Below are 24,323 nucleotides of genomic sequence, written 5' to 3' on the forward strand. Positions count from 1 at the left end.
CAACAACGCGGTGTTACGCCGCGACGCGCTCGCTGCCGTCGACGAGCGCCGACAATTGCCGGGTATCCGCGACGACGCGCACGACCATGGGCTCGTCACGGCCGCGGATCGCGACTTCCTGCTGCGGCAAGGCATCGTCGCGCAGGCCGGCGCCGCGGCGGACCTCTTCGGAGACGATCGCCTCGCAGGCGAGCGTCTTGGTCATGTCCTGGAGGCGCGCGGCCACGTTGACGGCGTCGCCCAGCGCAGTGAAGACGATGTGATCGCGATAGCCGATGTCGCCGATGATGACCTCGCCGCCGTGGATGCCGATGCCGAAGCGGATCGGCTGGCGCAAATCGTGGCTCAGCAATTGATTCAACTCGTCGATATGCACGGCGATGCCCGCGGCGGCCTTCAGCGCCTGCCGGCAGGCGGTCTGGGAATCGGCCGTGAGCCCGAACAGCGCCAGCATGCCGTCGCCGACGAACTGGTTCGGCTGGCCGCCATTCTCGATCACGGCCTGCGAGACCGCGCCGAGGAAACGATTGACGATGAAGACCGTGTCGAACGGCAGCCGTTTCTCGGCGAGCTGCGTCGAGCCGCGCATGTCCACGAATAGGCTGACGAGATAGCGCTCCTGGCCGATCCTCGCCGGCGTCGAGGCGTGCAGGTTCGCCGACAATGTTTGCGGCATGAAGAGCTGGAAGAACGACAGGTCGGAGGTCGGCCGCAACTGGCAGGCAAGGCGGATCGACGGATCGGCGGTACCGACGCGCGTGAGGACGAAAGCCTCGCGCTGCGACGGCTCGGGCAAAACGGCATGGTCGCCGATGATGCGGATGCGGCAGGTCGAGCAGCGGGCGCGCCCGCCGCAGACGCTGGCGTGCGGCAAATTGTGGCGCAGGCTTGCTTCCAGCACGGAGAGGCCCTTGGGGACGCGCACCGTCTTGCCGTTGCCGTAGGACAGCGCGATCATGCCGCCGCGTCGCTCGCGATAGGCCCGTACGCCGCGCGCGAGCAGCGCCAGCCCGAGCAGGCCGACATAGCCGCCGGTAAGGCCGCCGGTGATACGGTCGAGCGTGTTGGCCTCCGCGACCGAGCCGAGCTGGCGCCGGGTGAGATTGTGCGTGCGCCACTCCCCATCGTCGCTATCGGCGGCAACGCTGCGTCCGCCCTGATAGATGCCGAGCAGCGCCAGCGTTGGGATCAGCACGGCGGCCGCGAGCAGATAAGGCGCGGCCCGCGTGAAGAACGGCTTCAGGCGGAGCCAGAAATAGATTCCGATGCAGCCGTGCACCCAGGCGATCACGAGCAGGATCGTCATCTGCCAGAGCCGGCCGGGCGATGCGACGAAGAACAGATAGAGCTCCTGCGGGTAGAGCTTTTCGTGTCCATACAAGGTCTGGCCGAGCCGCACACCGATCACATGCGCCATGACGAGGGCAGGGATGCTCAATCCCAGCACGAGTTGCAGCGGCTCCACCGTCTTCCAGCGGAACTGCCGGCGCTGATAGAGCGCGTACACGCCGAGCCCCATATGAGTCAGTGCCGCCGTGTAGAACATGATCGCGACCGGCAGGAACTGCCAGAACGTCGTGTGATAGTAGACGCCGGCCTCCATTGCATCGACCGAGATGTTGCCGAGCGCATGGTTGAGGAAATGGCTGACCACATAGGCGAACAGGATGACGCCGCAGACCAGCCGCACCTGTCGTGCGCCGATGCCGCGGAAAAGTTCGGACGATCGTGATGAAATGGTGGCGGCCATGATTCGGTTGTATCAGTTCATGAAGGAGAACAGCCAGCGGAGAGTTTAATTCCCGCGGCGGCCGGCTTCCAGGATCACATACGCGGCAAGTGGAGGCGTACTCCACTGTCGTCCCGGACAAGCGAACGAAGTGAGTGCCGATCCGGGACCCAGAGAGTAGTTTGGCGAAGATTCGTAACCGCGATCCCGCGCCATAACTTCTTCCTGGGGTTGGGTCCCGGGTCTGCGCTTCGCTTGCCCGGGACGACAGCGGAGGAAGAGGCGCCGCTCCGCTCATTATTGACTCCCCCTCCCAAGTCGGGGAAAAGCGCGCCCGTGACGATTGCTCCCGACATGACCGTGAAGCCCAACGGCGCCGCGCACCGGCACCTCGTCATGGCCGCACTGATCATTGCCGCGATGACGGTGCTGCGCATCGTTTACGCCTCTACGATCGAGCTGCGTACCGACGAGGCCTATTACTGGACCTGGTCGAAGGAGGCGGCGCTGAGCTTCCTCGATCATCCTCCTGGCATCGCCTGGTTCATCCGCTTCGGCACTGCGATCTTCGGCGACACCACGTTCGGCGTTCGCTTCGGCGGCATCGTCGCGATGCTGGTGACGCAGCTCCTGCTCGCCGACATGGTCCGCCGCCTCACCCATGACGCGCGCGCGGTTATGCTTACGGTGCTGATGCCGGAGGCCGCGCTCTACTACGGCCTGCTGATGGCCAAGGTCGCGCCCGACGTCGCCATGATCCCGTTTGCGGTGGCGATGATGTGGTCGCTGGTGCGGCTTGCGCAGAGCGGCGACGGCCGCTGGTGGCTGGCGGCCGGACTGTTCGCTGGCCTCTCGCTCTTGTCGAAATTCACCGCGATCATGTTCGCACCTGCCGTCGCTGCCTTCTTGCTTGTGCCGGACTGGCGCTGGCGCTCGCTGCGCAGCCCCTATCCTTACCTCGCGGTCGTGGTCGCGATCGTCGTGTTCTCGCCGGTCCTGATCTGGAACGCACAGCACGATTGGGCTTCGTTCCGCTTTCAGGGCGTGCGCGCCACCGCCAATTACGGCATCTCGCTCCGCACCATCGGCGATTATATCGGCCTGCAATTCGGGCTGGTCGGCTTCGTGATGTTCCCGGTGGTGCTGTGCGGGCTGGCGATGACGGTGTGGCGCGGCTATCGCACGCGCGAGCCGGTCGCGATCCTGCTGTCGACCGCGGTGCTGGTGCCATTCCTCTATTTCTTCGCGAAATCGCTGACGCTCAGGGTCGGCGACACCTGGCCGATGTTCATGTGGCCGGTCGGCTTCGCCGCGGCCGCGGTCAACCTCGCCACGCTGCCGCGCGAAAACTGGTCGGCGCGGATGATCCGGTCGAGCACCTTCTGGGTCAACACGGCGATCGTCACAGGGATCGCTTTCGTCGTCATCGTGTTCCTCTATTACGTCGTCGCGCCCTGGAATTTTCTCGGCAAGATGGATCCGATCGGCGCCGAGGCTGGCTACGATCAGGTCGCAGCGCGCGCGCAGGCTGCGCTCGACGACACCGGGGCGACCTGGATCGCGACCACGGACTACCGCACCTACGCCATGATGCGCTGGTTGTTCAGGGGGCGCGTGCCGGTGATCGAGATCAACGAGCGCGGCCGCTTCCAGGATTTTCGCGATCCCGGCATGGACAGGATCAAAGGACATCCCGGTATCTATGTCGGCCGCGAGCCCGACAATCGCACGTCGCTGTGGAATTCCATCCCCGCCAAGCGCGAGCCACTCGCGCAGGTCGAGCGCCGCTGGCGCGGCCTCGTGATCGACACTTATGCGTTGGAGAAGCTGACCGGCTGGACTCCGGAGCTCTCACCGCCGAAGGACTCGCCGCTGTTCCAGTGGCGCGTGCTGGCGGGGGAGTTTGAGAGACGAACGTTCGGATAGTCAGGCAGGCTCGATCTCTTCACTTCTGCCCTCGTGGGAGAAGGTGGCGCGAAGCGCCGGATGAGGGGTTCTCTCGGAACATGCGGCGCGAGGAATGGCTCGTGGAGAGAGACCCCTCACCCGTCTCGCCGCTACGCGGCGAGCCACCCTCTCCCACAAGGGGCGAGGGGGCAGCGTCCGTGTGGCGCGAATAGCACGCTACTCCTCACCCTCTTTCCTCCGCAACAAATCCGTCGCAAGATCTGACAGCTTCGGCGGCGGCAAGGCCGCAAACGGCAACGGCCGCGTGACGTCGATGGCGGCAAGTCCCAGCCGCGCCGTCAACAGTCCGTTCAGCATGCCTTCGCCGAGGCGCTGCGAGAGTTTTGCCGCAATGCCATGGCCGAGCATCTGCTGTACCAGGCTGTCGCTCGCGGCCATGCCGCCGGTGATGGCGAGATGGGCGATGACGTGGCGGAGCAAGCGGATCATGCCGAGCGCGCCGGGCCGGCCACCATACAGACGCGCGAGTTGGCGGATCAGGCGGAGCGAGGCCACCAACACGAACATCACGTCGATCAGCGCGCGTGGCGAAACAGCGGTCACGATCGAGACTCGCTGCGCGGCAACCGACACCAGCCGTCGAGCCTCGGTATCCAGCGGCGTCATCAATGCGCGCTCGGCGAGCCGGATCATGTCCGCGCCGTCGATGATCTCGCCGGTGTGGCTCTCCAGCGCCGCACGGGCGCGGGCGAGCTGCGGATTTTGGTGCGCGATCTTCAGGAGATCCTGCACGATGACGCGGCTCTCCTTGCGATCGTCGCTGACAAGGACTGCGGCTGCGCGCTGATGCAATTTTTCGATGGTCGCCAAACGCGCGAGACCAAACGCCTCGCGCCCGATCACCACCGCGAGCGCAAGCGCGGTGACGACTGCAAGAGCCAGTCCGACAAAGCCGAGGCTCTCGCTGCGCGCAAACAGGTCCTCGATCAGGTGTATGACGCCGAGCCCCACCCCGAGCAGCGTCAGCCCGGCGACGCCGGACCAGAACAGCGCGCCCCAGGGAAAGCCCCGCCGCGCAGGAAGCGGCGTCTCGACCGGGACGGGCAGCGTCGATGGATCGTGCTCCGGCGTGATCAGGATCGTGCCGACGCCGGGCCGGCCGGTCTCATCGGCTTCGGTGACGACGACGCCGGGATCGTCGAGCCGGAACGTTGCCGGCCGCCGCGGCTGGGATCGGTCGTTCATTGCAATCTGTCTCCGATCAGGAACTGCAAGGCGCGGTCGAGGCGAATGTGAGGTAGCGCGGGCTCGTCGGCGCCCTCGCGTTCGAGCTTGGGCGGGCGGAAGCGCAGGAAGCGGAAATCGCTCTTCTCGGCGGCGGCCGTCGACAGCCCGCGAAACGCGTCGGTGCCGTTGAACAGCGCTCCGGGATCGGCGGGCAGATCGCCCGGAAAGGTCGCGACCTCCGTATTGCCGTCAAAGAACTCGCCGCCGGTGCTTTCGCCCACGGCCGGCGTGCCCAGGATCGACGGCAATTTATCGCGGCCATGCGCAACCTGCGCCTCGCGCGTGGCGCGCACGGCGGCGAGTGCAACCACGTCGATCTCCGCGCCGGTATTTTCGGCGCGCTCTACGGCGCGGCCGACCGCGTGGCGCAGCACGGCCTCGAGCCGGTCGTGACTGGAATGATGCAGATGGTCCGCCTTGGTCGCCGCAAACAGGATGCGGTCGATGCGCGGCCGGAACAGGTTGGAGAGAAACGTGCTGCGGCCAATGCGGAAGCAGTCGAGAATGCCGGCAAGGGCTGCTTCGAGATCGTGCAGCGCCTCGGGCCCGGAGTTGAATGCCGCCAGCGCGTCCGCCAGCACGATCTGACGATCGAGCCGTGCAAAATGATCCCTGAAGAACGGCCGCACCACGACATCCTTGTAGGCCTCGTAGCGGCGCACCATCATCGCCCACAGCGAGCCGTCGGGCGCCTGCCCGCCAATGGGGACGTCGAGCGGCGCAAAGGTGAGAGCCGGCGTGTCGGCGAGATTGCCGGGCATCAGGAAGCGTCCGGGCGGCAACAGGCTCATGGCAAAACGCTCATCGCGGCAGGCGCGCAAATAGCCGGTGAAGAGTTTTGCCGCAGTCAGCGTTGCCTGCTCGTCCTCGCGCGCCTCGGGCTTGAGTGTTGCCAGATGCGCGTGCCACTCGGCGGCAAGATGCGCGCGCGGCGCCTCGCGCGACAGCGCGAGGCTTTCCGCCGACCATTGCTCAAAACTTTTCTGGAGCAGCGGCAGGTCGAGCAGCCATTCACCGGGATAGTCGACGATGTCGAGCGTCAGGGTGCGGTCGGCGCCGTTGTGGCGCTGGTAGTCGATGACGAGGCGCAGCTCGCTGATGTCGACGGTCGAGTTCGGCCAGCGCCGCTCCTCGATCAATGCGCGCAGATGGTTCTCGTAGGCGAAGCGCGGTACGGCATCGTCAGGCTGCGGCGTCAGATGCGCCCGCGCGATCCGTCCGGAGGCATAGGCCTCGAACACCGGAAACCGGCCGCCGCGCGTCAGCCCATGGATCAGCGCGGTGATGAACACGGTCTTGCCGGCCCGGGACAGGCCGGTGACGCCGAGCCGCACCGTCGGGTTGAACAGATGCTCGCCATAGTCGATCAGCGCTCGGGCCGACAGGCGCGCCTCCTCGACCATATCCTGGAAACTGAATGCCATGTGAACGTGAGGGGTCTCGGGCGCGCGGGTCAAATAGGCAAAATGGACTAGTCACAAAAGTGGCAACTGTCTGAGGAAAATCAAGCTTCATACTTCCACCGCGTTCCTGGGCGAAGCCACCATTGAACTCGCGTTAACCGCCAAAGACCAATATTGGATACCTAATCGCTGCTTCCGGATCGCCATGCCTGTCTTCACGCTAAAACAGCTCGCCTCGACCTCTGTCCATGCCGCGGCCGATGCGTTCCGCTGGAACTACGACCGCGCCGAGATCATCGCCGACGGTATCATCCATGGGATCGGCGTGTTGTCCGGCATCATCGCCGCGACCGTTCTGGTGGTGCTCGCGACGGTCTATGCCGACGCAGTCGACATCGTCGGCGTCTCGATCTATGTCGCCGGCCTGCTGTCGATGCTGGTGCTGTCGGCGACCTATAATCTCTGGCCGGTCTCGCCGGCGAAATGGCTGCTGCGGCGGTTCGACCATTCCGCGATCTATCTCCTGATCGCGGCCACCTACACGCCGTTCATCCTGGAGCTGAAGGACAGCGTGTTCGCGCTGGCGCTGCTCGTCTGCGTCTGGTGTGTCGCGATCCTGGGCATCGTGCTCAAGCTTCGCTATCCCGGCCGGTTCGACCGCGTCGCGGTCGGCATTTATCTGGCGATGGGCTGGAGCGGCATGATGCTCTACGACGCCGTGGTCAAGGCGCTGCCTGCGATGGTGCTGGGCTTCGTGGTCGCGGGCGGCGTGCTCTACTCCTTTGGCGTCATCTTTCACGCCTGGCGGCGGCTGCGCTTCCAGAACGCGATCTGGCACGGCTTTGTCTTGGCCGGCGCGGCGTGCCATTATACCGCGGTGCTCGACCTCGTGTTGAGCTGAGAACAAGCGGTGCAAGAGGAGACGTCGCATGCAGGTGACCGGCAAGGTCGTGGTCGTCACGGGTGGCGCCAATGGCATCGGCAAGGCGCTCTGCGAGGCCTTTCATAAGGCAGGTGCGGCCAAGGTCGTAGTTGCGGACATGGAGGCCGCCGGCGCGCGGGCGGTCGCTGCCACGGTAGATGGCGCGGCCTTCAAATGCGACGTCGCGCAGGAAAAGGATATTTCCCACGTCATCGAGGAGACCGAGCGGCAGTTCGGCCCGATCGACCTGTTCTGCTCCAATGCCGGTATCGGCGGCGGCTTCGATCCCATGTCGGTGAATGCCGGCGGCGCCTCGGACGAGCCCTGGCAGCGGAGCTGGGCCATCCACGTCATGGCTCATGTCTATGCGGCGCGGCATCTCGTCCCGCGCATGAAGGCGCGCGGCGGCGGCTATTTCCTCAACACGATCTCGGCCGCGGGCCTGTTGTCGCAGGTCGGCAGTCCCGCTTATTCCACGACCAAGCACGCCGCGGTCGGCTTTGCCGAAAATCTCGCGATCTCGCACAAGGCTCACAACATCCGCGTCTCGATCCTCTGCCCGCAGGGCGTCGACACCAACATGCTGCGTTCGATCCCCAAGGGCCCGCAATCCGGCGACGGCGATCTCACGCCCGAGCAGGTCGCCAGGGACGTGCTCGCCGGCCTCGAGCAGGAGACGTTCCTGATCCTGCCGCACCCGCAAGTGCTTGGCTACATGCGCAAGAAGACCGAGAACTACGACCGCTGGATCGGCGGCATGGCCAAGATCCAGGCGAAGATGCGGGACGAGTTCGGGAAGTAGAACCCGTAGCCCGGATGAAGCGAAGCGAAATCCGGGAGCCCCGACCGCGGACCTCCCCGGATTGCGCTTCGCTCCATCCGGGCTACGCTGCCGATCGCGCCTCATCCTCCGCCCGGCTCTGCCTCAGCGCCCGCGCATAAAGCATCATCCCCTCGCACACCGTGCGCTGCTCCGCCTCGCTTAATCCTTTCAGCGCACCGCTCACCTGCTGCCGTCCGAACCCATGCAGCGCCTCCAGCGTGCGTCGTCCCTTCGCCGTCAGCGACAACTGCTTGCTGCGCGCATCATCCGCGTCCGCCGTCTCCCGCAGCTCTCCGCACTCGATCAGCTTGCGCACCATGCGGCTGACGCTGGATTTTTCCAGGCGCAGGAAATCGCAGAGCTCGCCGGAAGTCATCGGGCCGCGGATGCCGATCTCCAGGATGGTGTGTACGGCCGACGGCGGATAGTTCGTCGCCGCCACTGTCGCATCCATGAAGCCGAGCTCGCGCACCATCAGGCGCGAGGCGAAGCGAATGTCGTCGATCAGCGCAAGTGCGGCCACGGCTTGACTCTCTGCATATAGTTGTATCATACAACTATATGCGTGCAACGGCGCGCGCAAGCATTTTGGAGTGGCCCATGAGCGGAACTTTGCCGGCTGGCGGACGGATGCTTGGCAAGGTCTGTCTGGTGACGGGCGGCGGCAGCGGCATCGGGCGCGCAACGGTGTTGCGGATGGCGTCCGAGGGCGCGGAAGCGATTTTTGTCGCGGGCCGGCGCGAGGCCGAGCTCGAGGCTGCTGCGGTGGCGTGTCGCGAGCTCGGCACTGAAGCGATCGCGGTTCAGACGGACATCACGCGGGAAGAAGACGTTGTGCGCCTCGTAGGCGCTGCCATCGAACGTTACGGCCGGCTCGATGTCGCCTTCAACAATGCCGGCTTTCAGGAGCGGCGGGCGCCGCTCGAGCAGCAGGGCACGGACATTTACGACAGCGTGTTCGACACCAACGTCCGCGCGCTGTTCCTGTGCCTGCGCCATCAATTGCCGGCGATGCTCGCGCAGGGCCGGGGCAGCATCGTCGTCAACGCTTCCGTCAGCGGCATGCGCAATCCCAATCCCGGCTTCTCGCTCTATTCGGCCTCGAAGGCGGCCGCGATCTCGCTGACACGTTCGGCCGCGATGGAAAACGCTCCACGCGGCATCCGCATCAACGCAATCGCCCCCGGCCGCATCGTCACGGACATGATGCTGCGTGCGGGCGTCGGCGATGTCGCGACTGTGGCCGCAGGCCTGCCGCTGCGACGGATGGGGAGCCCGGAGGAAGTCGCGGAAGCCGTGGTGTGGCTGTCATCCGACGCGTCGTCGTATGTCGTTGGGCATGTGCTCGCGGCGGATGGGGGATTTTTGGCGTCGTGATGTCGTAGCCCGGATGGAGCGTAGCGCAATCCGGGAATCGCGATCGCGGACCTAACCCCAGATTACGCTACGCTCCATCCGGGCTACGCGCGTCGGCTAATGCTTCTGCCCGTACAATACCGGCACTGCGGAATCCACGACGACCTCCACGAGGCTCGTGCCCTCGAACGCCATCCCCCGCTTCAGTGCCGCGCCGAGCTCCGCCGCCTTCGTCACCCGCACCGCATCGCAGCCCAAGCCTTCGGCGAGCCTGACGAAATCGATTCCCGGCAGTTCCAGCCCCGGCACGTTCCGCACCTGCATCACCTGGCTGAACGAACGCATCGCGCCGTAGCCGGAATTGTTGATGACGACGATTGTGAGCGGCAGTTTTCGCTGCGCGGCGGTCCACAGCGCCTGGATCGAATACATCGCCGAGCCGTCGCCGATCAGGCAGACCGTGCGCTGCGCAGGTCTTCCCAGCGCCATGCCGACGGCGGCGGGCAGCGAGTAGCCGAGGCCGCCGCTCGCCATGGTGTAAAAACTGTCCTGGCCGCGCATAGGCATGAATTTTTGCATCGCCGGCCGGTGTGAGGGCACCTCCTCGACCAGCGCCGTACCATCCGGCATCGCCTGCGACAGCGAATGTAACAAAAACTCGACCGGAAGCGGATCGGCGGCCTGCGGCGGCGGCGGCAACGTGCGGCCCTTTGGCGTGGCGTGCTTGGTATCCGGCAGGAGGTCGAGCAGCGTGCCAAGCGCGGGCTTCATGGTGGCGATAATGCTGGTGCCGACCGGCGTCACCGCAGCGGCATCCGGATCGTCGGTGATCTGGAAGATCGCCGCGCCGCCGTCAAAGATCGCTGCGTGCCCCTCGACATGGAACGTGAAGACCGGCGCGCCGATGACGACGACGAGATCGTGCTCGCGCAGCGCATCGGACAATTGCGCTGGCGAAGCATGCAGGAAGCCTGCGAACTGCGGGTGTCGCTCGGGGAACGAGCAGCGCGCCGAGAACGGGCTGACCCAGACCGAGGCCTTTGCCTTTTCCGCCACGCGCACCATCAGATCGACCGCGCCGGCGCGGTCGACGCCGGGGCCGACCACGAGGGCAGGGTGCTTGCTCGAGGTCAGTGCCGCGACCAGCGCTTTCATTGCGTCCGGCTCGGGGCCGATCTCGCGGCTGACCTTGCGCGCCTCGACCGGCGCGGTGGCGTGCGCCCAATCGTCGATCGGGACCGACACGAAGGTCGGCCCGCATGGCGGCTGCATCGCGGTGTAGTACGCCCGCGCGATCGCCGCCGGGACGTCCTCGGGCCGCGCTGGCTCGACGCTGTATTTGACGTAAGGCCGCGGAAACTCGGAAGCGCGCTCGGCATAGAGGAATGCCTGGAGCGGCAGGATCGAGCGCGCCTGCTGGCCTGCGGTGATCACCAGCGGCGTCTGGTTGCGGTGCGCGGTGTAGATGTTGCCGAGCGCATTGCCGACGCCTGCCGCCGAATGCAGATTGACGAAGCCGGCATTGCGCGTCGCCTGCGCATAGCCGTCAGCCATGCCGACCGCGCTCGCTTCCTGGAGCGCCAGCACGTAGTCGATGTCGGCGGGCCAGTCGCTCAGGAACGGCAGCTCGGTCGAGCCGGGATTGCCGAACACCTTGTCGATGCCGAAGGATCGCAGCAGGTCGATTGTGGCCTGCTTGACGGTGACGGATTTGCTGGCGGATTTGCCGTTCTTTGACATCGTTTCCGTCCCTGCGTGCTTATTGTTACGGCGTCATTCCGGGGCGGTCCACAGGACCGAACCCGGAATCTCGAGGTTCCGGGTTCATCGCTGCGCGATGCCCCGGAATGACGAACCTACCACACCGCCGTGCCCTTCATCGTCGGCTGGCCCTCGGCATTCGCGGTCCACAGCTCCATGCTCTCGCCGTCGTTGGCGTTGACGGAAAACTCCGTGCCCTCGAACAACGGCTGCAGGCCGCGATAGGTAAACTTCCTCGGCGGCTTGCCGCCGCGGAGCTTTGCCGCCATCTCGATAATGAACGTCGCCTGCAACGGCCCGTGGAAGATCAGGCCTGGATAGCCCTCGACCTTGGTAACGTAGTCGCGGTCATAGTGGATGCGGTGGCCGTTGAAGGTCAGTGCCGAGTAGCGGAACAACAGCACGGGATCCGACACATGCGCCTCGCGATGCTGCGCCTTGGGTGGTGGAGGCGGGGCCTTCGCGCTCGCAGGTTGGCCGCCCGTCATCTCCCGATAGACGATGTCCTGGCGCTCGCGGATGGCAACACCGCGCGGCGAAGAGATGCTGTGCTCGACCGAGACAAAGCACAGCGTGCCGGTCGAGCCGGTCTTCACCTGCACATCCGCAATGCGCGAAGTCCGCGTCGATTCGTCGCCGACACGCAAAGGTTCGATAAACTCGATTTCGCCGCCGGCCCACATCCGGCGCGGCAGCGGCACCGGCGGCAGGAAGCCGCCGCGGGTCGGGTGACCGTCGGGGCCGAGCATCGACATCGGAAACACCGGCTGCGCCAGGCACCAGTGCACCGTGAACGGCGCCGCGTCGCCCTTTTTGGGTTCGCCGACCTCCTGGAACAATGTCGCGCGCAAACCCATGACGAGGTGCGCTGTGACGATGTCGGTCGCCTCCTGGCTGCGGCCGATCCATTGCCGCAAATGATCGATGTCGAGCTTCTCGGTCATGACGCCTCGCTCTCTTACTTCTTGGATTGGGGCCGCTCGCCGATGCCGGGCACAGCGCCGTAAGCACGGGTCTCGCCGACGATGATCGGCGCCGGCGCGGGATAGCTGACGCGTCCCTGCGGCGTATCGACTTCGATACGGCGCAAATGCGGGTGCTTGGTGAGATCGGCCATAGTGTTGACCTCGGCAAAGGCAATGTCGGCATCGGACAGACGCTTCAGCAGCTCGTCGCGCGTCATCTTGCCAAAGGCGTCTGCAACCGTCTTATCGGTGAAATCGCGGTTGCGCACGCGCTCGACCATGTTGGCGACGCGGGAATCGGCGGGCAGAGCGGGCTGGTCCAGCACCTCCGCGCAGAGTGTCTTCCATTCGCGCTCGCTCTGGATCGAGATCAGGATGTCCTTGCCGTCCCTGGAGGTGAACACGCCGTAGGGCGCGATCGAGGGATGGCGGAGGCCCATGCGCTTGGGCGGATTACCGGCCTCGGAGTTGAGCAGTGGCACGGTCAGCCAGTCCGCCATCACGTCGAACATGGAGATGCGGATGTCGGCGCCCTTGCCGGAGCGCCCGCGCGCGATCAGCGCCTCGAGGATCGCGGCATGCGCAGTCGCACCGGTCGCGACGTCGACGATGGACATGCCGACGCGCGAAGCGCCGTCGGGATTGCCGGTGATCGAGGCAAGCCCGCTCTCGGCCTGGATCAGGAGGTCATAGGCCTTGCGATGCGCGTAAGGGCCCTCGTCGCCATAACCGGTGATGGTGCAGGAGATCAGATTTGGATAATCCTTCAGCAAGCGCTCGCGGGAGAAGCCGAGCTTGTCCATCGAGCCGGGCTTCAGGTTCTGCACCAGCACGTCGGCGCTCGCGATCAGCTTCTCCAGCTCGGCCCGACCCTCCTTGGTGGCAAGGTCGACCACCGCCGACTGCTTGCCGCGGTTGAGCCAGACGAAATAGCTGCTCTGGCCCTTGGCTGCTGCGTCATAGCCGCGGGCGAAATCGCCCTCGGGCCGCTCGATCTTGATGACTTCCGCGCCGGCGTCCGCCAGGCGCGACGAACAGAACGGCGCCGCGACCGCCTGCTCGACCGCAATCACCCTGATCCCGTCAAGTGCTCCCATGATGCGACCTCAGTACGAGCGCGGCATGCCGAGCACGTGCTCGGCGATAAAGGACAGCACGAGGTTGGTCGAGATCGGCGCCACCTGGTAGAGCCGCGTCTCGCGGAACTTGCGCTCGACGTCATATTCCTCGGCGAAGCCGAAGCCGCCATGGGTCTGGATGCAGGCATTCGCCGCTTCCCAGGATGCATCCGCCGCCAGCATCTTTGCCATGTTGGCCTCAGCGCCGCAGTCGAGACCGGCTTCGTATTTGCGCGTCGCCTCCTTCACCATCAACTCGGCCGCGCGCATCGCGGCATAGGCCTTGGCAATCGGGAACTGGATGCCCTGATTCTGGCCGATCGGCCGGCCGAACACCGCGCGCTCCTTGGCATAGTTCGACGCCTTGGCGATGAACCATTTGGCGTCGCCGACGCATTCGGCCGCGATCAAGATGCGCTCGGCATTCATGCCGGAGAGGATGTAGCGAAAACCCTTGCCTTCCACGCCGATGAGATTTTCGGCGGGCACCTTCATGTCGGTAAAGAACACTTCGGTGGTGGCGTGGTTCATCATGGTGCGAATCGGCCGGATCTCCAGACCCTTGTCCTTGACCTCGCGCATGTCGACGATGAACACCGAGAGGCCGTCGGTGCGCTTCTTGACCTCATCCTTCGGCGTGGTGCGCGCGAGCAGGATCATCAGGTCGGAATGCTCGGCGCGGCTGGTCCAGATCTTCTGGCCGTTGACGATGTAGCCTGCGTTGCCGTCCTTGCGCGCAAAGGTCTTCAGCGAGGACGTATCGGTGCCGCTGGTCGGCTCGGTGACGCCAAAGGCTTGCAGGCGCAATTCGCCGCTCGCGACCTTCGGCAGCCATTTGGCCTTTTGCTCGTCATTGCCGTGCCGCAGCACCGTGCCCATCGTGTACATCTGGGCATGGCAGCCGCCGCCGTTGCACCCCGCACGCTGGATCTCTTCGAGGATGGCGGCAGCCGCCGAGAGCTTCAGGCCCGCGCCGCCATATTCCTCGGGGATCAGTACCGAGAGATAGCCCGCCTGCGTCAGCGCGTCGACGAAGGCCGTGGGATAGGCCATCTCGCGATCGAGCTTGCGCCAGTATTCACCGGGAAACTGCGCGCAGAGCTTTGCGACGGCTTCGCGGATGTCGGCGTGATCTTCGGCGTGGTGTTCTTCGTGCTTCTCTTGGCTCATGGCGTTTTCCGTTGGGTGCGGCGGTTAGGATAACGCCGGCCAATCCCCTGGCGTTGTGAAAACAATGCCAGCCCCCTATGCTCATTTGCTATAGCGTATGGAGTAGCCTTCCAGGATTGGCAAGCATGGATTTCCGTCAGCTCAGGACCTTCAGTTGTGTGGCGGAGCTCGGCAGCCTGAGCAAGGCGTCCGACACGTTGCGCGTGGCGCAGCCGGCGCTCAGCCGCCAGATCAAGCTGCTGGAACACGAGCTGCGCGTCGAACTGTTCACGCGCAACGGCCGCGGCATGGTGCTGACCGACGCCGGCCGCCTGTTGCTGGCGCGGACCTCCGGTATCGTGCGCCAGATCGACCAGATCCGCGACGACATCCAGTCGGCCAAGGGGCCGCCGTCCGGCCAGGTCGTGCTCGGCCTGGTTCCGACCGTGAGCTGCGTGCTGTCGGCACGTTTTGCGCGCCGCTGTGTCGAAAAGTTTCCCGGTATTTCGCTTCGCATCGTCGAGAGCTACAGCGGCCATCTCGTCGAATGGCTGCATCGCGGCGAGATGGACCTTGCGATCCTTTACGGCCGCTCGGCCGATTTGCATCTCAACGTGCAGAGCCTCGGTCGCGACAATATCGTCGCGGTCGGTCCGCGCGGCTGCGGGCTGGCGCGCAAGAAGAGCGTCGAGATCGGCTGGCTGTTGCGGCAGCGGCTGGTGCTGCCCAGTCATTCGCACGGCCTGCGCGCGCTGATCGAGCATGCGGCCGCCCAGCGCAAGATCAAGCTCAACGTCCAACTCGAAGCGGATTCCTTCCGCGTGCTGACGAACCTCGTCGAGGAGGGGCTTGGCTTCGCTTTGCTGCCGCCCTCGTCGGTGCATGGTGAGGTTGCGGATGGGCGGCTGGAAACCGCTGTTGTCTCGAAGCCGATCACGCGTGAGCTCATTTTCGCTTCTCCGATCGACCGCCCGGCCTCGACGGCCTCGCTCGCCATCACCGCCCTCCTGCGCGACGAGGTCGCCGCCTGCCGCAAGGAGGGCCTGTGGGACATCAAGTTGAGTTAGATGCGCCTGTGTCGTAGAACAGCTGCGCGCCGTATTGCCTTCGCATCTGGCGCGACCAGTCATGCCGCAATTTTATAGCTGGCGAGCATCCTCGACGGGCTGAGGGTGAGAGACGTGCGCTCTTGGCGTCACCCTCGGTGTCATTGCCCGCGAAGGCGGGGAATCCAGTATTCCAGAGGTCGCAGTGCTTGAGCCCAGAAGCCGCGGCGTACTGGATGCCCCGCCTTCGCGGGGCATGACAGGGGGGCCTACCCCGCAATCCTTACCGGCAGCGACTCGTATCCCTTGATGAAGCTCGAATAGATCCGCTTCGGCTCGCCGACCACCTCGATGCGGTCGAAGCGCTTGAGCATCTCCTCCCAGACGATCTTGAGCTGGAGCTCGGCGAGACGCATGCCGACGCAGCGGTGGATGCCGAAGCCGAAGGAGAGATGCGTGCGGGGCCGGGGCCGATCGATGATGAACTCCTCGGGGCGGTCGATCACCTCCTCGTCGCGGTTGCCCGAAACGTACCACATCACCACGCGATCGCCCTTCCTGATGGCCTTGCCGCCGATCTCGGTGTCCTGGAGCGCGGTGCGACGCATATGCGCGAGCGGGGTCTGCCAGCGGATCACTTCGGGCACCATGGTGTCGATCAGGGCCGGATTCTTCCGCAGCTTATCGTATTGGTCCGGGTTCTCGTTCAGCGCCAGCACGGAGCCGGTCATGGTGTTGCGCGTGGTGTCGTTGCCGCCGACGATGAGCAGGATGATGTTGCCCATGAGGTTGTCGGGGTCCATGAACCGTGTCGCATCGTTATGGGCCATCAGCGACAACAGGTCGTTGCGCGGCTCGGCGTTGACGCGCTCGTTCCACAGCTTCGACATGTAGGCGTAGCACTCGTCCATTTCCTGGCGGCGCTGCTCGGCGGACGCGACGATGCCGCTCTTGGGCAGCGCGGTCGAGACATCCGACCAGCGGGTCAGCTTGCGCCGCTCCTCCCAGGGGAAGTCGAACAGGGTCGCCAGCATCTGCGTCGTCAGTTCGATCGAGATGCGCTCGACGAAGTTGAAGGTCTCGTTGCGCGGCAAATTGTCCAGCACGGTCTGCGAACGCTGGCGGATCAGCCTGGCGAGCTCGTCCAGATGCGTCGGCGTGAACATCGGCGACACCGTCTTACGCTGCGCCGAATGCATGGGTTGGTCCATGGCGATGAAGCTCGGCCAGTCATAACCGGGCGGCACGTCGCGAATCGAGATGCCGCCGAGCGTCGAGTCGGAGGAGAAGAGGCCGTGATTGGTGTCGACATGCATGATGTCGTTGTACTTCACCACCGACCAGTACGGCTCGATCGGGGCGTTGGTGCAGTAATGCACTGGCTCTTCCTTGCGCAGTCGCTCGAACCACGGCCACAGCGTGTCGTCCTGGAACAGCCTGGGCGCGCCGGGGTGGAACTGCGCCAGCGGGGTCGCATAAGCCTCCTCACGCGCCCTGCGCATGCGTTCGGCCTTGTCCACTTTAACCGGCGCTTGGATGTTCATGGCAGTGGCTCCAGTGTTTGCTTTCTTACCTCTCCCGCTTGCGGGGGAGGTCGGCGCGAAGCGCCGGGTGGGGGTTCTCTCCACTCGGGGAGTTTCCATTGCGGAAACACCCCCACCCCAGCCCTCCCCCGCAAGCGGGAGAGGGGGCGCAGCTTCCTCGTGGACGTAGTTCGAAGTCACTCTAACGCGAACTCACGCCGCAATCTTGACCGGCAGCGTTTCCAAACCCTTCACGAAGCTCGAATAGACCCGCTTGGGTTCGCCGACCACGTCGATGTGGTCGAATCGCTTCAGGATCTCTTCCCAGATAATCTTGAGCTGGAGTTCGGCAAGCCGCAAGCCGACGCAGCGGTGAATTCCGAAGCCGAAGGAGAGATGCGTGCGCGGACGCGCGCGGTCGATGATGAAATCGTAGGGCTTTTCGATCGCGTCCTCGTCACGGTTGCCCGAGACGTACCACATCACGACCTTGTCACCTTTCTTGATCTGCTTGCCCCGGAACTCGAAGTCGGCGAGCGCGGTGCGGCGCATATGCGCCAGCGGCGTCTGCCAGCGGATCACCTCGGGCACGAAGCTGTCGAGCAAAGCGGGATTCTCGCGCAGCTTGCGGTACTGTTCCGGATGCTGGCTCAGCGCGTAGATCGAGCCCGACATGGTGTTACGGGTCGTATCGTTGCCGCCGACGATCAGAAGAACGAGATTGCCGAGGAAGTTCCTGGCGTCCATGTCCCGCGTCGCCGCCCCGTGCGCCATCATCGAGAGCAGGTCGCTCTTCGGCGGCTGCTCGATGCGCTCCTTCCACAGCCGCGCGAAATAGCCCGCGCATTCCGTCAGCTCGGCCTGCCGTTCGTCTTCGGTGGCGACGAGGCCGTCGGGGCCGGGAATGGTAGTGGCGATATCCGACCATCGCGTCAGCTTGCGGCGATCCTCCCAGGGAAAGTCGAACAGCACTGCGAGCATCTGCGTGGTGAGTTCGATCGACACCTTGTCGACCCAGTCGAACACTTCGCCGCGTGGAAGATTGTCGAGGCACTCGGCCGAGCGCTCGCGGATGCTGAGCGCGAGATTGTCCAGATGCGTCGGCGTGAACATCGGCGCCACGGTCTTGCGCTGGGCCGCATGGCGCGGCGGATCCATCGAGATGAAGCTTTCGCGCCGCAGGTCGGGATCGATGTCGCGGATGGTGATGCCGCCGAGCGCGGAGGCCGAGGAGAACACCGAATGATTGGTCTCGATCTCCATGATGTCATTGTAGCGGGTCACCGACCAGTACGGCCCGAACATCGAGTCCTTGCAGTAGTGCACGGGATCTTCACGGCGCAGGCGATCGAAATAGGGCCAGAACGTATCGGTCCTGAACAATTCAGGATCACCGGGATCGAATTGCTCCAGCGGCAGTGACCTGGCGCGCTTGCACAATGCGTCGAGCTTTGCCGCGCTCTCGATGGTCCCATGCATGACCGTTCTCCCTGACGTGAACCGCGCGTTCTCGTTGAATTCTGCGCTGCGGTATTTGGATTGCAATTACAGCCGGTTGTCTGCGTCGGAGCAAGGGAGAGTTTTGCCACATCCAACCTTTGCGAGAGCATTGGACGCCCCCCGTCCAACGTGACCTACCGCACGCCGCTTGGCCTGAAATCATGTGAGAAATCGATCGAAATCGAGGTAAAATCGAACCCGCCCATCTTGGGGATCGACCAACCTCTGATCTATAGTTTGAGCGGACCAGCTCCGCATCCCGAGGTTGCCGCCGTGAACGATTTGCAATGGGCCCCCATCGGGCCACCCCAACCGGTCCCGCCGCCGCTGCCGCCCACCCGAGTCGACTTCACCGGCGATCGCCCAGAGTTTCGCAAATTGGTCACCAAGGGTGCCATGCTCGAGCTCGTCACCTTCGGCTTCTACCGGTTCTGGCTCGTCACCGACATCCGCCGTCACTTGTGGTCGAACACCGCGATCGACGGCGACGCCGCAGAATATACCGGACGCGGCAAGGAGCTGTTGATCGGCTTCCTGTTTGCGCTCGCGATCCTGGTGCCGATCTATCTCGCTTATTTCCTGGTCGGCATCGAGTTCGAGCGCTGGCAGGGCTTTGCCTCGACGCCGCTGTTCATCAGCTTCTATGCCTTCGGCCAGTTCGCGATTTTTCGCGCGCGGCGCTACCGGCTGACGCGCACGGTCTGGCGCGGCGTGCGGTTCTGGATGGACGGATCGGGCTGGGCCTATTCGGTTCGCGCCATGCTGTGGGGCTTGCTCGTGTTCCTGACGCTCGGCCTGGCGCTGCCCTGGCGTGAGGCGGCGCTGGAGCGCTACAAGATGCGGCACACGCATTTCGGCGATCTGCGAGGCGATTTCGAAGGCGACGGCTGGACGTTCTTCAAGCGCGGCTGGTGGCTGTGGCTGCTGAGCCCGGTTGCGATTGTCATCTTCCCGGCCGCGCCGTTCCTGTATGCCGAGTTCAAGGCGCGCGAGTGGCGCTGGTGGCTCGACGGGATCCGCATCGGCGGCGTGAGCTTGTCCTCGACGTTACCGCACAATGCGTTCTACGGCCTGTACTGGAAGGTGATCGGCTGGTGGCTGCTGCTCACGACCCTGTTCGGTTTCTATGTCGCGGGAGGCGCCGTGGTCGTCGTCAAACTCAGCGGCTTGCCGGCCGGGCAGGCGCTCGGGCCCGATGGCGCGGCCAAGAACATCCCGATGCTGGTGATGATGGTGGTCGGCTATTTCGCCTTCGCCCTTGCCGTCAACATCGTCATGCGCGTCTATCTCCAGCGCGATCTCTGGGCCAAGGTGCTCGAAACCGTCGAGGTGCATGACATCGCGGTCGCGGCGGATGTGCGTGGCAGCGGCGAGCTCGCCAGCGCGCTCGGCGAAGGCTTTGCCGATGGGCTCGATGTCGCGGGATTTTGACCTGTGAGTGATGTGTCCGCCGAGGCCTTGGCGCAGCCCGGGAAACCGACGATCTTCTTCGACGGCGTGTCGAGCCGCAGGCGAAAGGTCACGTTGACGCTCGCAGAGGCGCTCGAGATCGTCGAGGCGAGTGAGACCGAGGGGCGGCAGACGATCGCGCGCTGGGCCTATGCCGATATCCGGCGCGCCGACAGTCCTGCCGGCATCTTGCGCCTTGCCTGCGCTGGCGCGCCGCCGCTGGCGCGGCTAGAGATCCGCGAGGCCGCGCTGGCGGCCGAGGTGACCGCCCGCTGCTTGCTGCTCGACGAGCACCAGACCACGCGTCGCGGTGTCGCAAAGATCGTCGGCTGGTCGTTGGCTGCCGCTGTTTCCATCGTCTGCGTCGTGCTGTTCGGCGTGCCGCTCGCCGCCGACCGCCTCGCGCCGCTGGTGCCCAAGCCGGTCGAACGGCGCATCGGCGATGCCGCCGAGGTCCAGGTGAAGACCATCTTCGGCCGCAGCGTGTGCGAGGATGCGGCCGGGAAGGCGGCCTTCACCAAACTCGTCAATCGCCTGCGCGGCGCCGCCGGCCTCCACGACGACTCCATGACGGCGGGCGTGCTGCCGACCTCGGTGCCGAATGCGTTTGCGCTGCCGGGCGGCAAGGTCTTCGTGATGAAGGGCTTGCTCGACAAGGCCGAAAGCCCCGACGAGCTCGCCGGCATCCTTGCCCACGAGCTCGGCCATCTCAAGCATCACGATAACATGCGCGGCCTCATCTACAATGGCGGCACCTCGTTCCTGATCGGCCTGCTGTTCGGCGACGTCACTGGCTCCTCCGCCGTGATCTTCGCTTCGCGCAGCGTGGTCGAAGCTTCCTATTCGCGGGAGGCCGAAACCAATGCCGACACGTTTGCCATCGAGATCATGCATGCGCTCGGCCGTTCGCCGAAGCCGGCGGCCGAATTGATGTTCCGCATCACCGGCAAGGAAGGCGGCTCCGGCTTCACGATTCTGGCGAGCCATCCGCTCACCGAAGACCGCCTCGCCCGCATGGCCAAGGAGGATCGCCCGGCAAGCGGCTCACCGCTGCTGACGGATCAGGAGTGGCAGGCGTTGAAGGAGATTTGCGGCAACGGGAAGATATAGGCGCCGTCAATGCAAGCGAAGCGATGCAATTCACCCTCTCTTCGCCGATTGACCTCACGGCAATGCCTTGATTGCGATGGCGCCGCATCCCGTGCTCAAAACATGCCAGACGATCGGCGACGCACGAGTGGGAGCCATGAGGGCATGATGCGGCCCGCGTCTGGTCGGCATCCAATGTCAATGCTCGAGGATCAACTGCGATAAAGCACGCACGGAAGGAGGCGTCGGATGTCCGCCGAAATCAAGCAGATCTTGGATCTGCTCCTTGCCCATCCCGGGGCAGTCGTAGCGTTCCTGGGGACGATCTGCGCATCGTATGGAGGCGTACTCGCGGCAGGCTGGCGGGCAGCCAGCTATCTCAACAAGCGAGAGATCGAGGACTGCAGGCGGCAGATCGGTAATCTCACGTCAGGACATCAGCGAGACTTGGATCGGCTTGCCAAGCAGGCCGACGCCGGAGCGCTCATCGATGAGCAATTTCCGAGCATAGGCGAGCTTGAACCGACTGATGTTCCGATCGGTCTTCCGAATGCGGAGTATCACAGGGACTTCAACGTCGTGCTTGCTCCGACTCCGCCGGCGAAGCTCTGGGTTTTCGAGAAGTCGACGCTTAAGGAGATATTCTCGACATGGTTCGGCTCCAGCCTGACGGACGATCCGCACTTGAGCGCGGGATATAAACTCATCTCTGGAGAGCAGGAGGCATCGTGCCTCCTCTGGCGGGGCAAGAGCGAAGTGATTATCGAAGATAACCCCGTGATGAAGCAGATGTATCCGTTTATCATCGTACGCTCGATCCCGCACGAGGCGGGCGCAGACCGAACGACCGGCGAGTTGTTGAATTTCTTCGACTGGCTTCGGATGTGGGACGAGGCGATGCCCAACGCCAAGTTCGAGATTCTCAAGATGCATCGGATACAGAACAAGGCGTATCTTCGGGGCTATTTCAGGTTCACCGGTCTCACGATCGGAGAGAGCCCGATGAAGCCAGCCAGAAAATATGATGAGTATTTTCTCATGCGCCAAGTCTTCGTGGCCCGATCAGACTTGTCAACGACCATCGTTGCCACCGGACTCCCGAATCATGAACTCGTTACCGATCCTTACTATCAACCGTTGAAAGAGTGGTGGGAAGCGCTCCGTCTCGTCAAGACGCGTGTTTCATAGCGACGTCATTCAAAAGGCGAATGCATCGGCCTGTGCCTCAGGGGATTTGCGGCAACGGGAAGGTCTGAGCTTCCGCTTACCTCGTCCCGTAGGCGCGGTCGCCGGCATCGCCGAGGCCCGGCAGGATGAAACCGTTCTCGTCGAGCCCCTCATCCACCGCGGCTGTCCAGATCGGCACATCCGGGTGCAATCCGCGCAGCCGTTCGAGTCCTTCCGGGGCGGCGATCAGGCAGGCCAGGCGAATATCCTTGGCGCCGCGCTCCTTGAGCCGGTCGATTGCGGCCACGGCCGTGTTGGCGGTCGCGACCACCGGCGTCACGACGATGGCGAGCCGCTCGCTAAGATCGGACGGCGATTTGAAGAAATATTCGACCGCTGCAAAACTGTGCGGCTCGCGATAGAGGCCGATATGCGCGATGCGCGCGGTCGGCACCAAATCCATCATGCCGTCGACGAAGGTCGTGCCGGCGCGCAGCATGGGGACGAACACCAGCTTCTTGCCGGCGATCTTGGCCGAATGCATACGCGCAAGCGGCGTGTCGACGACGACGTCGGTGAGCGGCAGGTCGCGCGTCACCTCGTAGCACAAGAGCATGCCGATCTCCTTGATCAGCTCGCGGAACGACTTCGTCGAGATGGATTTGTCCCGCACCAGCGTCAGCTTGTGCTGGACCAGCGGATGATCGACGACCGTGACGCCTTCCATGATCGGATGCCTTTCTTCCTTCTCCCCTCGTGGGAGAAGGTGGCGCGAAGCGCCGGATGAGGGGTACTTTCCGTGAACTCCAGTGAGAGATACTCCCGCGGAAGCAACCCCTCACCCCCTCGCTTCGCGAGGCACCCTCTCCCACAAGGGGAGGGGGTTAGAATACCGTGCCGTCGCTGATCACCTTGAGCGGCGGCGCGCCGTCGGGTCGGCGCGCGAAGGCAATGGCCCGGCCCGCCGCCCAGGTGCCACCTTCCAGAATGCTGGCGAGCGGCAATGACTCCGGCGTGCGGCCGAGCTTCGCGCGGACCAGTTCGGCGAGCCGGTCCAGCAACGCGACGGTCAGTGCGCGCCACTCCACGACAAGCAGCGAGTCCACCGCGTGTGCGCGCTCGGCGTCAGCGGCATCGCGCAGCCGCAGGACCTCGTGATCGACGAACAGGCCGCCATTGCGATATTCGGCAAGTCCGGTGAGGCCGTCGATGTCGGTCACCTCCAGGCCGGCGCGCTGGAGCGGCTCGATCAGCGAGTAGCTCAGCCATTGCGACAGCTTGTGCAGGGGCACGAGACCCGCGGTTGCATCGTCGGTCGCGATCGCCGGATGCCGCCAGCAATCGCCGAGCGGAATTCCGGCAAGTTCAAGCCGTGACGGCCAGATCGGCCCGAGCTGGTTCAGCACCGCGGATAGGATGGCGGGCGCGGCGACGGTGCCGTTGTTCGCCTGCGCCGCAATGTGATCGAACAAGCCGCCTGGCCGCGGCGTGTCGTGCAAGCCGAAAACCTCTGCGTGCCCCGCCACCAGCCGGCCAAGACGTCGCAGCAGGTCCGTGCGTCCTTCGAGGCCGAGCAGCGGATTGGCATCCATGACCCGAAACGCGGATGTGAGCGCGGCGACCGGAAGTTGTGCGATCACGTTCGCATCCACCCTGAAGGGAGCGCGCGCATCGCCGGAAAAGAGGCCGCTTGCAAACATGTCGAGGCTTGCGATCGCAAGCCCCTCGGATCGACCGATGCTTTCCCCCGTCACGGCGTCGCGGTAGCGCCAGGCTGCACCGGCGCCGGCATCGAGCAGCACGCTGACGATCGCAAGGTCGAACTCCGCGCGCGCCCGCGCCGCGCGGTCCGGCCATGCCGCGGCATCCGCAAGGCGCGCCCAGCGGTCGACGCCGCCAAGCACAAAATGCCGCCACCGCGCGTGGAAGGGAATATCGAGCGTGGGATAGGCCCGGCGCGTGACCGCGAGCACGGCGTCCGCGACCCCATCCATGCGATCGAGGTCGATCGTGAAATGCTTGAGCCCGTCGCGCAGGCCGAGTTCGAGCATCTGGCCGGCACGCGCGCGAACCGCCTTTGCGGTGAGCAGCGAACGTGCCTGCAGTTCCAAAGCGTCCGCCATCGCCT

20 protein-coding genes are annotated in these 24,323 nt (G+C 64.7%); 8 read left to right on the forward strand and 12 right to left on the reverse strand.

All coding sequences use genetic code 11. The features are described 5' to 3' along the window. Positions 1–13: 13 nt before the first annotated feature. On the reverse strand, positions 14–1,750 hold the full coding sequence (locus tag IVB18_RS05680) for an adenylate/guanylate cyclase domain-containing protein (protein WP_247988266.1): 1,737 nt from the start codon (positions 1,748–1,750) through the stop codon (positions 14–16). A gap of 333 nt (positions 1,751–2,083) precedes the next feature. Here IVB18_RS05680 and IVB18_RS05685 point away from each other — a divergent pair, with 333 nt between their 5' ends. Continuing rightward, on the forward strand, positions 2,084–3,655 hold the full coding sequence (locus IVB18_RS05685) for a glycosyltransferase family 39 protein (protein ID WP_247991565.1): 1,572 nt from the start codon (positions 2,084–2,086) through the stop codon (positions 3,653–3,655). A 198-nt stretch (positions 3,656–3,853) separates the two neighbouring features. Here the strand turns inward: IVB18_RS05685 and IVB18_RS05690 are convergent, their stop codons facing one another. Together IVB18_RS05690 and IVB18_RS05695 are read right to left on the reverse strand one after the other, a co-directional pair. Further along, on the reverse strand, positions 3,854–4,882 hold the full coding sequence (locus IVB18_RS05690) for a TIGR01620 family protein (protein ID WP_247988267.1): 1,029 nt from the start codon (positions 4,880–4,882) through the stop codon (positions 3,854–3,856). After that, positions 4,879–6,348, reverse strand: a complete 1,470-nt coding sequence (locus IVB18_RS05695; protein WP_247988268.1) for a YcjX family protein — start codon at positions 6,346–6,348, stop codon at positions 4,879–4,881. Before IVB18_RS05695 ends, IVB18_RS05690 begins: the two co-directional genes overlap by 4 nt. Positions 6,349–6,532: 184 nt before the next feature. Between IVB18_RS05695 and IVB18_RS05700 the strand changes: the two genes are divergently transcribed. Next, positions 6,533–7,228: a hemolysin III family protein gene (locus IVB18_RS05700; RefSeq protein WP_247988269.1), complete on the forward strand. Its 696-nt coding sequence runs from the start codon at positions 6,533–6,535 to the stop codon at positions 7,226–7,228. A gap of 28 nt (positions 7,229–7,256) precedes the next feature. Next, a complete protein-coding gene (locus IVB18_RS05705; RefSeq protein WP_247988270.1) occupies positions 7,257–8,051 on the forward strand; it encodes an SDR family oxidoreductase in 795 nt (264 codons plus the stop codon). A gap of 82 nt (positions 8,052–8,133) precedes the next feature. On the opposite strand, the gene IVB18_RS05710 is transcribed toward IVB18_RS05705, so the two are convergent. Beyond that, positions 8,134–8,595 carry a MarR family winged helix-turn-helix transcriptional regulator gene (locus IVB18_RS05710; RefSeq protein ID WP_247988271.1) on the reverse strand — a complete coding sequence of 154 codons (462 nt, stop codon included), beginning with the start codon at positions 8,593–8,595 and terminating at the stop codon, positions 8,134–8,136. Between the two features lie 77 nt (positions 8,596–8,672). Here IVB18_RS05710 and IVB18_RS05715 point away from each other — a divergent pair, with 77 nt between their 5' ends. Continuing rightward, positions 8,673–9,449: a glucose 1-dehydrogenase gene (locus IVB18_RS05715; protein WP_247988272.1), complete on the forward strand. Its 777-nt coding sequence runs from the start codon at positions 8,673–8,675 to the stop codon at positions 9,447–9,449. A gap of 96 nt (positions 9,450–9,545) precedes the next feature. On the opposite strand, the gene mdlC is transcribed toward IVB18_RS05715, so the two are convergent. The 4 genes from mdlC to IVB18_RS05735 all read right to left on the reverse strand — a co-directional run bounded on the left by mdlC (position 9,546) and on the right by IVB18_RS05735 (position 14,442). Next, entirely contained in the window at positions 9,546–11,168 is a 1,623-nt protein-coding gene (gene mdlC / locus IVB18_RS05720; protein ID WP_247988273.1) for a benzoylformate decarboxylase, read from the reverse strand. A 116-nt stretch (positions 11,169–11,284) separates the two neighbouring features. Beyond that, positions 11,285–12,133, reverse strand: a complete 849-nt coding sequence (locus IVB18_RS05725; RefSeq protein WP_247988274.1) for a MaoC family dehydratase N-terminal domain-containing protein — start codon at positions 12,131–12,133, stop codon at positions 11,285–11,287. A 14-nt stretch (positions 12,134–12,147) separates the two neighbouring features. Beyond that, positions 12,148–13,251 (reverse strand): CaiB/BaiF CoA-transferase family protein, encoded by a 1,104-nt coding sequence (locus IVB18_RS05730; RefSeq protein WP_247988275.1) that lies wholly within the window; start codon positions 13,249–13,251, stop codon positions 12,148–12,150. 9 nt (positions 13,252–13,260) lie between these two features. Continuing rightward, positions 13,261–14,442 carry an acyl-CoA dehydrogenase family protein gene (locus IVB18_RS05735; protein ID WP_247988276.1) on the reverse strand — a complete coding sequence of 394 codons (1,182 nt, stop codon included), beginning with the start codon at positions 14,440–14,442 and terminating at the stop codon, positions 13,261–13,263. A gap of 125 nt (positions 14,443–14,567) precedes the next feature. Between IVB18_RS05735 and IVB18_RS05740 the strand changes: the two genes are divergently transcribed. Then, a complete protein-coding gene (locus IVB18_RS05740; protein WP_247988277.1) occupies positions 14,568–15,488 on the forward strand; it encodes a LysR substrate-binding domain-containing protein in 921 nt (306 codons plus the stop codon). A gap of 248 nt (positions 15,489–15,736) precedes the next feature. On the opposite strand, the gene IVB18_RS05745 is transcribed toward IVB18_RS05740, so the two are convergent. Further along, complete coding sequence (locus IVB18_RS05745) at positions 15,737–17,011, reverse strand: cytochrome P450 (protein ID WP_247988278.1); 1,275 nt, start codon at positions 17,009–17,011, stop codon at positions 15,737–15,739. A 192-nt stretch (positions 17,012–17,203) separates the two neighbouring features. Further along, positions 17,204–18,469: a cytochrome P450 gene (locus tag IVB18_RS05750; RefSeq protein WP_247988279.1), complete on the reverse strand. Its 1,266-nt coding sequence runs from the start codon at positions 18,467–18,469 to the stop codon at positions 17,204–17,206. A gap of 294 nt (positions 18,470–18,763) precedes the next feature. Here IVB18_RS05750 and IVB18_RS05755 point away from each other — a divergent pair, with 294 nt between their 5' ends. From IVB18_RS05755 to IVB18_RS05765, 3 genes are all read left to right on the forward strand, one after another. After that, positions 18,764–19,921 (forward strand): YjgN family protein, encoded by a 1,158-nt coding sequence (locus IVB18_RS05755; RefSeq protein ID WP_247988280.1) that lies wholly within the window; start codon positions 18,764–18,766, stop codon positions 19,919–19,921. A gap of 3 nt (positions 19,922–19,924) precedes the next feature. Further along, positions 19,925–21,049 carry a M48 family metallopeptidase gene (locus tag IVB18_RS05760; RefSeq protein ID WP_247988281.1) on the forward strand — a complete coding sequence of 375 codons (1,125 nt, stop codon included), beginning with the start codon at positions 19,925–19,927 and terminating at the stop codon, positions 21,047–21,049. 228 nt (positions 21,050–21,277) lie between these two features. After that, positions 21,278–22,216 carry a hypothetical protein gene (locus tag IVB18_RS05765; protein WP_247988282.1) on the forward strand — a complete coding sequence of 313 codons (939 nt, stop codon included), beginning with the start codon at positions 21,278–21,280 and terminating at the stop codon, positions 22,214–22,216. A 76-nt stretch (positions 22,217–22,292) separates the two neighbouring features. Here IVB18_RS05765 and upp read toward each other — a convergent pair whose 3' ends face one another. Together upp and IVB18_RS05775 are read right to left on the reverse strand one after the other, a co-directional pair. Next, the gene (gene upp, locus IVB18_RS05770) at positions 22,293–22,922 is read right to left on the reverse strand and encodes a uracil phosphoribosyltransferase (RefSeq protein ID WP_247988283.1); all 630 of its coding nucleotides are present in this window, start codon (positions 22,920–22,922) and stop codon (positions 22,293–22,295) included. A 157-nt stretch (positions 22,923–23,079) separates the two neighbouring features. Then, positions 23,080–24,318, reverse strand: a complete 1,239-nt coding sequence (locus tag IVB18_RS05775) for a URC4/urg3 family protein (protein ID WP_247988284.1) — start codon at positions 24,316–24,318, stop codon at positions 23,080–23,082. Positions 24,319–24,323: the final 5 nt, after the last annotated feature.

The sequence above is a fragment of the Bradyrhizobium sp. 186 genome (assembly GCF_023101685.1).
In the GTDB taxonomy this organism is placed as follows: Bacteria; Pseudomonadota; Alphaproteobacteria; order Rhizobiales; family Xanthobacteraceae; genus Bradyrhizobium.